The 15,360-nt window shown below is 68.1% G+C and carries 14 protein-coding genes; 10 read left to right on the top strand and 4 right to left on the bottom strand.

What is annotated here, in order from left to right:
* The 10 genes from ACTIGJ_RS13495 to ACTIGJ_RS13450 all read left to right on the top strand — a co-directional run.
* The coding region (locus ACTIGJ_RS13495; RefSeq protein WP_439640849.1) for a hypothetical protein at positions 1-522 on the top strand (522 nt) is incomplete at its 5' end.
* Between the two features lie 47 nt (positions 523-569).
* Positions 570-2,114, top strand: coding sequence for a peptide ABC transporter substrate-binding protein (locus ACTIGJ_RS13490; RefSeq protein WP_439640848.1), 1,545 nt, complete (start codon positions 570-572; stop codon positions 2,112-2,114).
* Between the two features lie 33 nt (positions 2,115-2,147).
* Entirely contained in the window at positions 2,148-3,041 is an 894-nt protein-coding gene (locus tag ACTIGJ_RS13485; RefSeq protein WP_439640847.1) for an ABC transporter permease subunit, read from the top strand.
* The gene (locus tag ACTIGJ_RS13480) at positions 3,038-3,859 is read left to right on the top strand and encodes an ABC transporter permease (protein WP_439640846.1); all 822 of its coding nucleotides are present in this window, start codon (positions 3,038-3,040) and stop codon (positions 3,857-3,859) included. Before ACTIGJ_RS13485 ends, ACTIGJ_RS13480 begins: the two co-directional genes overlap by 4 nt.
* Positions 3,856-4,908 (top strand): ABC transporter ATP-binding protein, encoded by a 1,053-nt coding sequence (locus ACTIGJ_RS13475; RefSeq protein WP_439640845.1) that lies wholly within the window; start codon positions 3,856-3,858, stop codon positions 4,906-4,908. The genes ACTIGJ_RS13480 and ACTIGJ_RS13475 overlap by 4 nt, the downstream gene beginning before the upstream one ends.
* Positions 4,909-4,945: 37 nt before the next feature.
* Positions 4,946-5,539, top strand: a complete 594-nt coding sequence (gene petA, locus ACTIGJ_RS13470) for a ubiquinol-cytochrome c reductase iron-sulfur subunit (protein WP_439640844.1) — start codon at positions 4,946-4,948, stop codon at positions 5,537-5,539.
* Between the two features lie 83 nt (positions 5,540-5,622).
* Entirely contained in the window at positions 5,623-6,876 is a 1,254-nt protein-coding gene (locus ACTIGJ_RS13465) for a cytochrome b (protein ID WP_439640843.1), read from the top strand.
* A complete protein-coding gene (locus ACTIGJ_RS13460; protein WP_439640842.1) occupies positions 6,873-7,640 on the top strand; it encodes a cytochrome c1 in 768 nt (255 codons plus the stop codon). Before ACTIGJ_RS13465 ends, ACTIGJ_RS13460 begins: the two co-directional genes overlap by 4 nt.
* Before the next feature lie 78 nt (positions 7,641-7,718).
* Entirely contained in the window at positions 7,719-8,366 is a 648-nt protein-coding gene (locus ACTIGJ_RS13455; RefSeq protein ID WP_439640841.1) for a glutathione S-transferase N-terminal domain-containing protein, read from the top strand.
* Positions 8,367-8,379: 13 nt separating this feature from the next.
* Positions 8,380-8,805 carry a ClpXP protease specificity-enhancing factor gene (locus ACTIGJ_RS13450; protein WP_439640840.1) on the top strand — a complete coding sequence of 142 codons (426 nt, stop codon included), beginning with the start codon at positions 8,380-8,382 and terminating at the stop codon, positions 8,803-8,805.
* 27 nt (positions 8,806-8,832) lie between these two features.
* Here the strand turns inward: ACTIGJ_RS13450 and ACTIGJ_RS13445 are convergent, their stop codons facing one another.
* From ACTIGJ_RS13445 to ACTIGJ_RS13430, 4 genes are all read right to left on the bottom strand, one after another.
* Positions 8,833-10,071, bottom strand: coding sequence for a SulP family inorganic anion transporter (locus ACTIGJ_RS13445; protein WP_439640839.1), 1,239 nt, complete (start codon positions 10,069-10,071; stop codon positions 8,833-8,835).
* A 75-nt stretch (positions 10,072-10,146) separates the two neighbouring features.
* Positions 10,147-11,442: a hypothetical protein gene (locus ACTIGJ_RS13440; RefSeq protein ID WP_439640838.1), complete on the bottom strand. Its 1,296-nt coding sequence runs from the start codon at positions 11,440-11,442 to the stop codon at positions 10,147-10,149.
* 406 nt (positions 11,443-11,848) lie between these two features.
* Positions 11,849-13,993 (bottom strand): 3-hydroxyacyl-CoA dehydrogenase NAD-binding domain-containing protein, encoded by a 2,145-nt coding sequence (locus tag ACTIGJ_RS13435; RefSeq protein WP_439640837.1) that lies wholly within the window; start codon positions 13,991-13,993, stop codon positions 11,849-11,851.
* A 151-nt stretch (positions 13,994-14,144) separates the two neighbouring features.
* On the bottom strand, positions 14,145-15,350 hold the full coding sequence (locus ACTIGJ_RS13430; protein ID WP_439640836.1) for an acetyl-CoA C-acetyltransferase: 1,206 nt from the start codon (positions 15,348-15,350) through the stop codon (positions 14,145-14,147).
* Between the last annotated feature and the right edge of the window lie 10 nt (positions 15,351-15,360).

Raw genomic sequence — 15,360 nt, 5'->3', positions numbered from 1 at the left:
GCAGCGGCGGATGCCGCCGCCGCCCGCTGCCTGCCGATCACTGATGACGCCTTGCGGCTGGCCTGCTACGACCGCGCGCTCGGCCGCCCCGCATCCACGGCCGCGCCGCCATCGGCCGGCGACCCGGCCGAGGTTCAGCCGCCGTTGTCACCGGCAGCAGCGCAGCAAGCCGACAGCGCTGCAGCGGCGGCGCCTGCAAGCCGGGCTGCGGGCGAGGCCAAGCCGGCGACGCCGGCGGTTGCCGATGCCTTCGGCAAGGAATCAGTGAAGGTGCCGGTCCGCCCGGACCAGCCGAAAGAGCCCGAACGGATCGAGGCACGCGTAGTCGGCGCAGTCGATGGACCGGCGCGTGGCCAGCTGTTGGTGCTCGACAACGGCCAGCGCTGGCAGGTCATCGACGACCGCGAATTCAGCGTGATCGCGAACGATCCGCCGGTCGCGCTCTGGCGCAACCTGATCGGCAGCTACTGGCTTCGCTTCGAACCCAGCGGTCCGCAGCTGCGTGTGCGCCGGGTGAAATGACGGCGCGGCGGCTCCGGCATCGGCGGCCATTCGTTGCGGTGTGCCTCGTGGCCAGCCTGCTCGTGTCCACGCCGCTGCGCGCGGAGCCGGGCGTGCTGCGGATCGGCAACGGCAACGAGCCGGAATCGCTCGATCCGCAGAAGGCGACCGGGGTCAGCGCCGGCAACATCCTGCGGGATCTGTACGAAGGGCTGACCGGAATCGGGCCGTCCGGCGAACTGCTGCCGGCGGCGGCCGAATCCTGGCGCTGGCAGGCCGACGGACGCGAACTACGGCTGCAGCTCCGCGACGGTCTGCGCTGGTCCAACGGCGATGTCTTAAGCGCCGAGGATTTCGCAGCCGGCCTGCGCCGGCTGCTCGACCCGGCGACGGCTTCCGGCTACGCCAGCCTGTTCGCGGCGATCGCCAACGGCGATGCGGTGATCGCCGGCCGGCGGCCGGCATCGGCGCTCGGCGTCCAGGCCGACGACGCCCGCACGCTGCGCATCCGTCTCGACCGGCCGCTGCCGAACCTGCCGGCTTTGCTCGCGCATCCGGCGGCGGCGCCGGTTCATCCGGCGGATCGGGCAGGCGATCCGGCGCCGGGCGCGCGGATCGGCAACGGCGCGTACCGGCTGGTCGAATGGCGGCTGCAGTCGCATATCCGCTTGCAGCGCAACCGCTATTACTGGAATGACCGTCAGACCTCGATCGGCGAGGTGCGTTACCTGCCGACCGAGGATCTGCATTCCGAACTGAAGCGCTACCGCGCCGACGAACTCGACGTGACCACCTCGGTGCCGGCCACGCAGGTGCCGTGGATACGCCGCACGCTCGGCGCGGAGCTGCGCGTGGCGCCGTATCTGGGCAGCTACTTCTACGGGCTGAATCTCACGCGCCCGCCGTTCGCCGGCAACCGGCCGCTGCGGCAGGCGCTGTCGCTGGCCATCGACCGGCTGCTGATCGCCCGCAAGGTGCTGCACGATCTCGCTATGCCGGCCTGGAGCCTGGTGCCGCCCGGTATCCACGACTACACGCCGCAGTTGCCGGGCTGGGCCCAGTGGCCGCGCGCGCAACGGGAAGCGGAGGCGCGGCGGCTGTATGCCGAAGCCGGCTACTCGGCCGCGAAGCCATTGCAGGTGCAGATTCGCTACAACACTTCCGACGATCACAAGCGCATCGCCGTGGTGATCGCGGCGATGTGGAAGCAGGTGCTCGGCGCCGAGGTGACGCTGGTCAACGAGGAATGGAAGGTGTTCCTGCAGCATCGGCGCGCGCGCCGCGAGACCGAAGCCTTCCGCAACACCTGGATCGCCGACAGCGACGATGCCTTCGGCTTCGCGGAAATCCTGGAGAGCCACCATCCGCGCAACGACTCCGGCTACGCCGATGCCGCCTACGATGAGCTGCTGCAGGCGGCCGCGCAGGCCGACGATCCGGCGGTGCGTCGCAGCCGGCTGGAAGCGGCCGAACGACAGATGCTCGATGACGCACCGATCCTGCCGATCTACTTCTATGCCTCCAAGCATCTGGTCAAGCCGAGGGTTGAAGGCTGGCGTGACAACAGCCTGGACTGGCACGCCAGCAAGGACCTGCGGCTGCGTGCGCCGTAGCGGCCGCCGATGCTGAGCCGGGCGGCGACACGCTTGTTGACGGCGGTGCCGACGCTGTTCGTGCTCGTCGGCCTGAGCTTCTTCCTGATGCATGCCGCCCCCGGCGGACCATTCGACAGCGAACGCAGTCTGGCGCCGGAAGTGGAGGCGCGGCTGAACGCGCAGTTCCATCTCGACGAGCCGGCCTGGCAGCAGTTCGGCCGCTATCTCGGCGGCCTGCTGCACGGGGATCTCGGGCCATCGCTGCAGTACGAGGGGCGCAGCGTGGCCAGCCTGATCGGTGACGGCGCGCCGGTGTCGGCCGCACGTGGCGCGGTCGCGCTGCTGCTGGCGCTGACCGGCGGCGTCGCGCTCGGCGCGATCGCGGCGCTGCGCCGCGATAGCGCGCTGGATCGCGGACTGATGCTGCTGGCGCTGCTCGGCCTGTCGCTGCCGTCGTACGTGGTGGCGCCGCTGCTGATCCTGGTGTTCGCGCTGGCGCTCGACTGGCTGCCGGCCGGCGGCTGGGACGGCCCGGCTTCGGTGCTGCTGCCGGCGGTTGCGCTGGCGCTGCCGCAGCTGGCGGCGATCGCCCGGCTGACGCGCGGCGCGCTTGGCGAAGTGCTGGCCGCGCCGTGGATTCGCGCCGCCCGTGCCAAGGGCCTGCCGGAGCGGCTGATCGTGTTCCGCCACGCGCTGCGGCCGGCGCTGCTGCCGGTGCTGTCCTGGCTCGGCCCGGCTGCGGCGGGCCTGATGACCGGCTCGGTGGTGGTCGAGCAGGTGTTCGGCATTCCCGGCATCGGTCGCTATTTCGTGCAGGGCGCGCTGAATCGCGATTACACGCTGGTGCTCGGCGTGGTGCTGTTCTACGGGGCGCTGGTGGTGACTTTCAATTTCCTGGTCGATCTCGCCTACGGCCTGCTCGATCCTCGGACACGGCCGGCATGAAGGCCGGCGCGTTCGGGCAGCCGGCCGTGGTGGTGCCGGCGATGGTGCTGCTGCTGATCGTGCTGCTGGCGGCGATCGGCCCCTGGCTCGCGCCGCAGCCGTTCGATGCCATCGACTTCGATGCCGACTGGGCGGCCGCGCCCAGCCTGGCGCATCCCTTCGGCACCGATGACCTGGGCCGCGACCTGTTCGCCCGGGTCTGTGTCGGCGGCCGGCTATCGCTGGCGGTCGGGCTGGTGTCGACCTTGGTCTCGCTGGCCATCGGTGTGCTCTGGGGCGCGGTCGCCGGCTGGTTCGGCGGGCGGATCGACGCGCTGCTGATGCGCCTCGTCGACGTGCTCTACGCGCTGCCGTTCATGTTCTTCGTGATCCTGCTGATGGTGCTGTTCGGTCGCCACTGGCTGTTGATCTTCGTCGCGATCGGCGCGGTCAGCTGGCTGGACATGGCGCGCATCGTCCGCGGCCAGACGCTGGCCCTGCGCCGGCAGCCGTTCATCGATGCCGCCATCGTTTCCGGACTGGGCAGCGCGGCGATCCTGGTTCGCCATGTGCTGCCGAACCTCGGCGGCGTGGTGGTCGTCTGCGCCACGCTGACCATTCCGCAGGCCATCCTGGTCGAATCGTTCCTGAGCTTTCTCGGCCTCGGCATCCAGGAGCCGGCAACCAGCTGGGGCGCGCTGGTCAACGACGGCGCACGCGCGATCGACGCCACGCCGTGGGGCCTGATCTTCCCGGCCGCTTTCCTGGCTACGACCTTGCTGGCCTTCAATCGGCTCGGCGACGCCCTGCGTGCCGCGCTGGACGTGCCCGGCCGATGAGCCTGCTGCGCATCGACCAGCTGCGCGTCCGCCATCGCGGGGTCACGGTCGTCGACGGCGTCAGCTTTTCGGTCGAGGCCGGGGAGTCGTTGGCGCTGGTCGGCGAATCCGGTTCCGGCAAGAGCCAGACGGCGCTGGCGCTGCTCGGCCTGCTGCCGGCCACTGCGACCGTCGAGGGCTCGGTGCGCCTGTTCGGCGAGGAACTGCTGGGCGCACCGCGAGCGATGCTCGATGGCGTTCGCGGCCGCCGCATCGCGATGGTCTTCCAGGACCCGATGAGCAGCCTGAATCCCTGCCTGACCATCGGCCTGCAGATGGCCGAGGTGCTGGAGCAGCATCGCGGAATGCGCCGCGCCGATGCGCTGCGTGAAGCGCAGGCGATGCTCGATGCCGTGCGCATCCACGAGCCGCGTCGACGTCTGGGCCAGTATCCGCACGAGCTGTCCGGCGGCATGCGCCAGCGGGTGCTGATCGCGACTGCGCTGCTGGCACGGCCGGAACTGCTGATCGCCGACGAGCCGACCACCGCGCTCGACGCCACCGTGCAGGCCGAGGTGCTGGCGCTGCTGGATGAATTGCGCCTGGCACTGGGGCTTTCGCTGCTGCTGATCACCCACGATCTCGGCGTGGTGTCCGGGCACTGCGAACGGATGCTGGTGATGTACGCCGGCCGGCTCGTCGAAGCCGGCCCGACGCGCGCCGTGCTCGCTGCACCCCGGCATCCCTACAGCGCCGCGCTGCTTGCCAGTCGACCGTCGCTGCACGGCCCGAAACCGCACCGCCTGCCGGCCATCGCCGGCCAGCCACCTGATCCGTCGCGCCGGCTGCCGGGCTGCGCTTTCGCGCCTCGATGCGCTGCGGTCCAGCCGTCGTGTCGGACGCAGGTGCCGATTCTCGAAACCGATGGCCAGCGGGCCTGGGCTTGTCCGGTCGTGACTGCGGGAAACCAGCGCGGAACTGGCGTCGAGGATCGCAACAGGGGCATGACGTGCCGATACGTCGGCCCCTATAATGCGGGAGTTTTGCGGCCGTCCAGGCCAACTCCCTGAATCCGCTTGTTTCAAGCACTCGAAAGGTCGCACATACATGAGCAATGAAGGTGTCGATGGCAACCGCCGTCGCTTCCTCACCGCTGCCACCTCGGTCTTCGGCGCTGCTGGCGCTGCAGCCGTTGCCTGGCCGTTCCTCGCTTCGCTGAAGCCCTCCGCCCGCGCCCGGGCGCTCGGTGCCCCGGTGATCGCCGATATCTCGACGCTCGAGCCGGGCATGCGCGCCACCTATCTGTGGCGCGGGCAGCCGATCTGGATCGTGCGTCGCACGCCGGAGATGCTGGCCAGCCTCGAGAAGGTGGCCGGCCAGCTGGTCGATCCGGATTCGACGACGCCGCAGCAGCCGGCCTACATCACCGACAAGTCGCGTGCGCTGAAGCCGGAATTCATGGTGATGAAGGGCGTCTGCACCCATCTGGGCTGCTCGCCGATCCTGCGTGCCGACCATCCGGCGCCGGAAATCGACACCAACTGGCAGGGCGGCTTCTTCTGCCCCTGCCACGGTTCGAAGTTTGACCTTGCAGGACGCGTCTACAAGGGCGTGCCGGCACCGACCAACATCGTCGTGCCGCCCCATCGCTACGACGGTGACACCGTCGTGGTGATCGGCGAAGACCCCAAGACCGCCTGACGCCGGCGCCATCGGCTGGGCCGGTCACCGGACCCCAGCCTGGAGCCGAGCCCAAGTTTTCCCTTTCTCACGGATAGTTCGCCATGGCCATCACGCCTAACCCGTACAAGACAACCGGCGCGCTCGGTTGGATCGACGACCGCTTCCCGCTGACCAAGATGTGGAAGGAGCATCTGTCGGAGTACTACGCGCCGAAGAATTTCAACTTCTGGTACTTCTTCGGCTCGCTGGCCCTGCTGGTGCTGGTCAACCAGCTGCTGACCGGCATCTTCCTGACGATGCACTACAAGCCGGGCGCCGAAACGGCGTTCGACTCGGTCGAATACATCATGCGCGACGTGCCCTGGGGCAACGTCATCCGCTACATGCATTCCACCGGCGCGTCGGCGTTCTTCGTCGTCGTGTTCCTGCACATGTTCCGCGGCCTGATGTACGGCAGCTACCAGAAGCCGCGCGAGCTGATCTGGGTGTTCGGCGCGCTGATCTTCCTGGTGCTGATGGCCGAAGCCTTCTGCGGCTACGTGCTGCCCTGGGGCAACATGAGCTACTGGGGCGCGGCGGTGATCATCAACCTGTTCGGCACCATCCCGTTCATCGGCCCCGACCTCGTGGTCTGGATCCAGGGCGATTTCGTGCCGTCGGATGCCACGCTGAACCGCCTGTTCTCGATCCACGTCATCGCGCTGCCGTTCGTGCTGGTCGGCCTCGTCGTCGCCCACATCCTGGCGCTGCATGAAGTCGGCTCGAACAACCCGGACGGTGTGGAGATCAAGAAGAACAAGGACCCGGCCACCGGCATCCCGAAGGACGGCATCCCGTTCCACCCGTACTACACGGTGAAGGACCTGGTCGGCGTCGCCGGCTTCCTGATCGTGTTCTGCGCGGTGATCTTCTTCATGCCAGACGGCGGCGGCTACTTCTTGGAAGCGCCGAACTTCACCCCGGCCAGCCCGACCAACACGCCGGAGCACATCACCCCGGCCTGGTACTTCGGCACCTATTACGCGATGCTGCGCGCCACGCCGTCGTTCGCCGGTACCCAGATCTGGGGCGTGATCGTGATGGGCGCAGCGGTCGTGATCCTGTTCTTCGTGCCCTGGCTCGACAAGTCGAAGGTCAAGTCGATCCGCTACAAGGGCATGCTGTCGAAGGTCGCGCTGGCGGTCTTCGCGGTGAACTTCGTGATCCTGAACTACTACGGCCTGCAGCCGCCGAGCGCGACGGTCCAGCTGATCTCGCAGATCGGCACGATCATCTACTTCGCATTCTTCCTGCTGATGCCGTGGTACTCGGCGAATGAAAAGACCCTGCCCGTGCCGGATCGCGTGACCGAATGAACCTGCTCATGAACCAGACCTTGACCCGTCTTGCCCGCGCAGCCGTGGTGGCTGCCGGTGCCCTCGTCGCGAACCTTGCCGGTGCCAATGCTGGCGCGGAGCTGCTGCACTTCTCCGCCGATTCCGGCAACACGGCGTCGGTGCAGCGTGGTGCGCGCAACTTCATGGCCTACTGCTCGGGCTGCCATTCGCTGAAGTACCTGCGCTACAACCGGCTCGGCGAGGATCTCGGCATCCCCGACGACGTGCTGAAGAAGAACCTGATGTTCACCAGCGACAAGCCGGGCGATCCGATCAAGATCGCCATGCCGGCCGCCGCCGAGCAGTGGTTCGGCCGCGTGCCGCCGGACCTGTCGCTGGAAACCCGCGCTCGCGGCGCCAGCTGGGTCTACACCTACCTGCTCAGCTTCTACCTCGACGAATCGCGTCCGCTCGGTGTCAACAACACCGTGCTGGCCGGTGCCTCGATGCCGCATGTGCTCTGGGAACTGCAGGGCTGGCAGAAGAAGGCCGAGCACAAGGCGGAAGGCGAACATGGCGGCGACCATCACGGTGGCAGCGCGTTCGAGAAGGTCACCGACGGCAGCCTCAAGCCGGCGGAGTACGAGGCCTTCGTGGCCGATCTCGTCAACTTCCTCGACTACGCCTCGGAGCCGGGCAAGCAGGCGCGCATCTCGCTGGGCCTGAAGGTCATGCTGTACCTGCTCGGCCTGCTGGTTCTGACCTACCTGCTGAAGAAGGAATTCTGGCGCGACGTGCATTGAGCACGTTGACGTCCCGAAGCTTCAGGCCGCCATCGCGCAGGCGCTGAAATGGCCCTGCGCATGCGTGCCCGCGTTCCGATGCCGCCCGTCAAGCCCGCCGCCAATGCGGGCCTGACGCTCTACATCGCCCCGGATTCGCCGGACAGCGACTGGGCGCGGCTGGTGCTGGCCGAGAAGGATGTCGATACGGCGGTGGTCAAGGCGATCACGGCGGGCCGAGTCGACGAGGATTTCCTGGTGCTGAATCCCGCGCAATCGCTGCCGACGCTAGCTGACCGCGAAGGGGTGATCTCCGGTGCCCGGGTGATCGTCGAGTATCTCGACGAGCGCTATCCGCATCCGCCGTTGATGCCGCAGGACCCCGCAGGCCGTGCGCGGGTTCGGATGAGTGCCCAGCGGATCGAGCAGGAACTATTTCCGCTGGCGGCAGCACTTGCCGGTACGGGCGGCGAGGCGACGTCGGCCCGCAAGCAGCTGGTCGACGGACTGAAGGCGGGCGCCCGCTTTTTCCCGGCGCGTGGTCACATGCTGGGGCCGGAATATTCGCTGGCCGATACCGCCTGGACGGTGCTGCTGCGCCGGGTGCAGGCGGCCGGCCTGGCGCTGCCGCCGGAAGCGGCCAGTGTCACTGCCTATGCCGCCCGGATGTTCGCGCGGCCCGGCTTCCAACGCTGTTTCCACCCTGCCGCAGCGGCACCGGCCAGCGCATCGCGCCGCCGCGTCTGAAGGTTCCCGTTCGATGGCCCAGCCCTCCAAGTCACGTCGTCCGTACCTGATCCGCGCGATCTACCAGTGGACGCTCGACAACGGCTTCACGCCGTACCTGCTGGTCGCGGCGAACCAGCCCGGCGTGACGGTGCCGATGCAGTTCGTCAAGGACGGTCGCATCGCGCTCGACATCGGCGGCATGGCGGTGCGTGACCTAAACATCGACCACGATCCGATCTTTTTCTCGGCGCGCTTCGGCGGCCGTGCCCAGGACATCATCGTGCCCTGCGGTGCCGTGCTGGCGATCTACGCGCGCGAGAACGGCGAGGGCGTGGTGTTCGGCGAGCCGGAAACGCCGTCGACGACCGAGGACCCGCCACCGCCGCCGCCGGAAGCGCCGAAGCCGAGCGGCCGGCCGAAGCTGCGGATCGTCAAGTCGGGCGAACCGGACGCCTGAGTGCTGCGCGCCGGTTTCGGCGCGACGTCAGTTTCCGGTCAGCCGATGGCTGCGCCGGCCGAGCAGCGCTACCGCCACGCCGGCGCCGACGGCGATCACCAGGTTCGCGTACAGCGTCAGCCCGTAGGTGACGAGCAAGGCGACGACCTCGATCGTCGGCGCGGTTCGCAGCGTCGTCTGCAGCTTCGGCAGTTCCATCAGGTGCCAGGACACGCCGACCAGGATCGCCGCCAGCGCGCACATCGGCACCCGGGCCGCTAGTGGCCCCAATACCAGCAGGATCAGCAGCAGCACGACGGCGTGGGTGATCCCGGCTAGCGGGCTGGTGGCGCCCATCCGCACGCTGGTCGCCGTGCGGCCAAGCGCGCCACTGGCGGCCAGGCCGCCGAACAGCGGTGCCGCGATGTTGGCGAGACCCTGCGCCAGCAGTTCCTGGTTGCCGTCGTGTCGCGGATCGGTGACCCGCGCCGCGAGCAGGGATTCCAGCGCGCCGAGCAGGGCGATCGACAGCGCCGCCGGCAGCAAGCCCAGCAGCCGCGCGGGGCTGGCGTCCGGCACGGTCGGCGCGGGCCAGCTGGCGGCAATCGCGCCATAGGTATCGCCGATGGTGCGCACGCCTGCGAAGCCGAACTGCGCTTGCACGAGCGTCGCCGCGACCATCGCCAGCAGTGGCCCGGGGATCCGGCTGCAGCCGGGCAGGCGAGGGCCGTATTGCATCAGCAGCAGACTGAAGCCGGCCAGCAGGGTGGTGGCGAGATGGGCGGCTGGCAGGGATTGCAGCAGGCGGCCGGTGCGGACGTGGAACGGCGCCGCCGGCGGCGCCGGCAGCCCGAGAAAGGCGGGTAGCTGGTTGGCGAGAATCACCAGCCCGATGCCGGACGTGAAGCCGAGGATCACCGCCGGCGGCACATGGCGGATCGCGCGGCCCATCCGGGCCAGGGACAGCAGGATAAGCAGAGCCCCGGCCATCAACCCGGCCAGCAGCAGGCCATCACGCCCGTGGCTGGCCGTGATGCCGGACAGGATGGCGACGAAGGCGCCCGTGGGGCCAGCGATCTGGACCCGGGTGCCGCCCAGCACGGCAACGATCAGGCCCGCGACCACAGCCGTGATCAAGCCCTGCTGCGGCGTGACGCCGGAGGCGATCGCGAAGGCCATCGACAGCGGCAGCGACACCACCCCGACCACCAGTCCAGCCAGCAGGTTGGCCGGCCAGTGCGGACGGCCGAACAGGCCGGCACGGGCTGCCTCGACGATCGCGATCATCGCCGCTGCCGTCGGCCAAGCCGATGGCAGCGCGGCCTCCGGTCGCCACGGGTGGCGATCGGAGGCCGGCAGACCTCAGCGACGATTGCTGGCGAACTCGGTCCGGCAGGCGTTCATCAGCGCACGGCTGCCGCTGGCGGAGTAGGCATCGAAGACCGCGCGGCGGCAGTAGGTGATTTCCGGCGCATAGCTGCCGAGCGTCAGCGCCAGCGGCAGGTTCGGGTTGTTGATCGCCCGGAGGTAGTCACCGGAGAAGCCCGGCCGCGCCAGGATCTGGCGGATCACGATCAGTTCGCTGCGGGTATCGCCCCAGGGCTGCCAGTTGACGCCGGCGGCGCGGGTCGCGGTGCGCGGGCGACCGCTGGTGGTCGAGATCGCGTGCACTTCGTAGCCATCGGCCTGCGCCACGGCATCGCGATCGGCCACGCAGGACGCCACTTCCGAGGTGCCGAGGCCGTAGTGGCAGATCGAAGCGTAGCGGACGTCCGGCTCGCCATCGCTGCGCAGCAGCGGCGGCACCGGCGGGGTGCGGAACGGCAGGGTGCGGATCACCACGAGGTCGCCGAAATTCTGCGACGAGGCGGCCCGCAGGTAGTTCGAATCACCGTTCGGATACAGCACGCGGTCCTGCGCGCGGGTGATCGGTTCGAAGATGATGTCGCGCTTCGGCAGAATCGCCGGATTGACCGTCCGCGTGGTCTGCGACGCCGTTTCAATGCGATCGCACTGGCGGCGGTCCGGCGTGTTGGTGAAGGCGATCTGGCCGGTCGGGCCGCTGTAGAACAGGCGCGGAATCGGCGTGCTGCCGAAGGCGTCGGCACCCGGGTTCGGCAGGTAGATGCGGTAGATGATCTGCTTGGCGACACGGGTCGGGCTGGTTCGGTTGTCCGGGGCGCCGACGTACAGCGTGTTGGCTTCGCGGAAGGCCGGGTTGGCCGGCGGATCGGCGTAACGGAGCTTGACCGTGTAATCGGCGCCGTACGGTGCCGCCGGCACCAGGGCCACGTTCGGATTCAGCGCGCCGCCGGCGGTCGGCACGATGCGGGCATCGGCGATCGCATCGATGTAGTTGCCGGCACGCGCGCCGTCGTAGGACTGCAGCGAGAAATAGCGCACCCGCGAGTACAGGCCTTCGATGCGGATGCTCGCGCCGTCCGGGATCGACAGCGGAATCTGGGCGATGCCGTAGGCCGCGTTGTCATCGAGGAAGCCGGTGTTGCGTTCCTTCGCAGTGTTGGTGACGAACGGGCAGCCGACCGTGAGCCGGCCCGGCGATGACAGCAGGCCGCCGCCCAGCAATTGGGCCGAAGCGGGAACGCTGACCGCGCTGGCGGCGAGCCCGACGGCCGCCGTCAGCAACGACGGCAGCATGGCGCGCGGAAGGCGCGAGGAGTGGCGACAACGGGTTTCTTGCGTCATGGCGAAGCGTTCTCGAAGAGTGGTGCAGCAGAAAAATCGAGGTGGGCGTGCTGGCCGGATTCCGCTGGCGAACCGGGTTGGCGCGCTGGCCGTCATCCGTGGGGATGTCGATCCGAGACGCCTGAGCCAGTGTGCAAAGTTCGGTTCAGGACACAGCGGCGGGCGAAGCGGATCGTGCCCGGAAACGGGCAACCTGCCAAGAGTGTCAGGTGAGGGCGGCGTCGGGCAAAGCGGGCGAATGTCCCCGCCGCTGTTGCTGCTGCAGTCGTGATCGCCGCGCGATGCGCGGTCTGCCCGAAAACGACGACGGCGCGGAAGACGGGAGTCTTCCGCGCCGTCAGTACCCTGAGTGCCGGGCTTACTCGAAGCGCTTGCCCTCGGCCGCCATCTTCACCAGCAGCGCCGCAGGCTTGAAGCGCGGGCCGTACTTGGCGGCCAGTTCCTCGGCCCGCTTGACGAACTTCGCAACGCCGTAGGCATTGATGAACTGCAGCGCGCCGCCCTGGTGCGGCGCGAAGCCCCAGCCGAAGATCGAGCCGATGTTGGTATCGGCCACCGTCAGCACCACCTTCTCCTCGAAGCAGCGCGCCGCCTCGTTGGCTTGCGCGAACATCATGCGGTCGATCATTTCCTGCTGGCTCATCTGCGTCGTCGCCAGCGGGAAGGCCTGGGCCAGACCCGGCCACAGCTTCTTCTCGCCCTTGGTGCCGGCTTCCGGATAGTCATAGAAGCCGCGGCCCGCCTTCTTGCCCGGACGATCCAGCTCCTTGACCATCTTCAGCACGACCGGCTCGCTGGCCGAGGCCGCGTAGGTCTTGCCTTCCTCGGCGAAGTCCTTCCGGGTCTGCTCCATGACGTGCAGCGACAGGCTCATCGACACCTCGTCCTGCAGCGCCAGCGGGCCGACCGGCATGCCGGCCTTCAGCCCTGCCATCTCGATGGCGCGCGGGTGCTGGCCTTCGTTGAGCAGCGCCAGGCCTTCGTTGACGTAGGTCGCGAACGAGCGGCTGGTGTAGAAGCCGCGCGAGTCGTTGACCACGATCGGCGTCTTCTTGATCTGCTGAACGTAGTCGAAGCCCTTGGCCAGCGTCTCCTTGCTGGTCTTCTCGCCCATGATGATCTCGACCAGCGGCATCTTGTCGACCGGCGAGAAGAAGTGCAGGCCGATGAAGTTCTCGGCCTTCGAGTGCGCCTTGGCCAGGCCGGTGATCGGCAAGGTCGAGGTGTTGGACGCGAAGACGACGTCGGCGCCGAGCACGGCTTCGGTCTTCTTGGTCACGTCAGCCTTGATCGCGCGGTCTTCGAACACTGCTTCGATGACCAGATCGCAGCCGGCGAGGTCGGCGTAGTCGGTGGTCGCCTTGATGCGGTCCAGGAACACGCCCTTGCCGGCCGGGGTTTCGCGGCCTTTCTTGATCGCCTTGTCGAGCAGGCCGGCCGAATAGGCCTTGCCGCGCTCGGCGGCTTCGATCGTCGAGTCGAGCAGCACGCATTCGATACCGACCTTGGCCGACACGTAGGCGATGCCGGCACCCATCATGCCGGCGCCGAGGATGCCGACCTTGGTCGTCTTGGCCTTCGGGATGCCTTCCGGACGGCTCTTGCCCTTGTTGATCGAGTTCAGCTGGAACCACAAGGTGCCGATCATGTTCTTCGACACCTGGCTGACCACCAGGTTGGCGAAGTAGCGCGATTCGATGCGGCAGCCGGATTCGAAGTCGACGATGCCGCCTTCGTAGACGCAGCTCATGATGTTGGTGACCGCCGGGTAGTTGCCCTGCGACTTCGCGGTCGCCATCGACGGCGCGATCGCCAGCATCTGCACCACGGCCGGATGGCGCGAGTCACCGCCCGGCCACTTGAACTTCTTGTCGTCCCAGGGCTGGACCGGCTTCGGATTGGCGAGGCACCAGCTCTTGGCCTTGGCCAGCAGGTCGGCGGCATCGGTTGCCAGCTCGTTGACGATGCCCTGCTGCTTGGCCGCTTCGGCGCTCAGCTCCTTGCCTTCCAGCATTAGCGGCAGGCTCGCCTGGATGCCGATCATGCGTGGCAGGCGCTGGGTGCCGCCGCCGCCCGGCAGCAGGCCGAGCTTGACTTCCGGCAGGCCGAACTTGGCCTTCGGATCGTTGATCGCGACGCGGTAATGCGTGGCCAGCGCCATTTCGAGGCCGCCGCCCAGCGCGGTGCCGTTCAGCGCCGCGACGACCGGCCGGCCGCACAGCTCCATCCGGCGCAGGATCTTCTTGAACGCCTCAGCGGCGTCGAAGGCCAGCTTCGGATCGGTCATCAGGAACACGCCGTCGATGTCCGCACCGGCAAGGAATTCCTTCTTGCCGGAGGTCACGATCAGGCCCTTGATCGAAGCGTCGGCCTCGACCTTGGCGATGGCGTCGGAGAACGGTCCCATCAGGGCGTCGCTCAACACGTTCATCGGCCGGTCGGCCAGGTTCATCGTCAGGGTGGCGATGCCATCGGCATCAACCGTCAGTTGCACTGCACTCATGAGGATTTCTCGATTGAATTCGTAATCTGCAAGACCGGATGACGGGCATCGGCACCGCATCGTTCGGCGACGGACGAGGCGGCAAACGGCAGGACGGCGCGTTTGCGGAACGGTGCTTGCCGGGCCTTGCTTCCAGGGACGGTGGCCGCGCTCAGACGCGCTCGATGATCGTGGCGATGCCCATGCCGGCGCCGACGCACAGGCTGGCCAGGCCGACCTGCTTGTCGGTCCGCTCCAGCTCATCGAGCAGGGTGGCGAGGATGATGCAGCCGGTGGCGCCGAGCGGATGGCCCATCGCGATCGAGCCGCCGTTGACGTTCACCTTGGCCATGTCGATGTCCAGCGCCCGCGCGGCCTTCATGACCACGGCGGCAAAGGCTTCGTTGATCTCGAACAGGTCGATGTCCTTCACCGACATGCCGGCCTTCTTCAGCGCCTTCTGGGCGGCCGGTGCGATGCCGGTCAGCATGATGGTCGGCTCCGAGCCGATCACCGCCACCGAACGGATGCGCGCGCGCGGCTTCAGCCCGAGCTGCTGGCCCTTGGCTTGCGAGCCGATCAGCATCAGCGCCGCACCGTCGACGATGCCCGACGAGTTGCCGGCGTGGTGGACGTGGTTGATCTTCTCCAGCGTCGTGTACTTGCGCAGCGCGGTCGAGTCGAAGCCCATCTGACCCATCTGCTCGAAGCTCGCCTTCAGACCGGCCAGTGCTTCGACGGTGGTCGAGCCGCGCACGGTTTCGTCGTGATCGAGCACGATCATGCCGTTGAGATCACGCACCGGCACCACGGTCTTGGCGAAGCGCTGCTCGGCCCAGGCCTTGGCGGCCAGCTGCTGCGAACGCACGGCGAAGGCGTCGACGTCCTGGCGGCTGAAGCCTTCCAGCGACGCGATCAGGTCGGCGCCGATGCCCTGCGGGGCAAAGCCGAGCTGCTCGTTGATGCGCGGGTCCATGGCCCAGGCGCCGCCGTCGCTGCCCATCGGCCAGCGCGACATGCTTTCCACACCGCCGGCCACGACCAGGTCTTCCTGGCCGGACATCACCTTCATCGCCGCCAGGTTCACCGATTCCAGGCCCGAGGCGCAGAAGCGGCTCTGGGTCACGCCCGGCACGTTCTCGGCCCAGTTGGAGTACAGCACCGCCGTGCGGGCGATGTCCGCGCCCTGTTCGCCGACCGGCGTCACGCAGCCGATCACCACGTCGTCGACCTGCGAGGTATCGAGCCGGTTGCGGGTTTCGAGTGCGTTGAACAGGTTGCCGAGCAGGTGGACCGGCGTCACTTCATGCAGGCTGCCGTCCTTCTTGCCCTTGCCGCGCGGCGTCCGCACGGCGTCGAAAATATAGGCTTCGGTCATCGGGTAATCC

It is taken from the genome of Nevskia sp., assembly GCF_051860985.1.
In the GTDB taxonomy this organism is placed as follows: domain Bacteria; phylum Pseudomonadota; class Gammaproteobacteria; order Nevskiales; family Nevskiaceae; genus Nevskia.
This window is presented reverse-complemented; position numbering and strand designations above follow the sequence as displayed.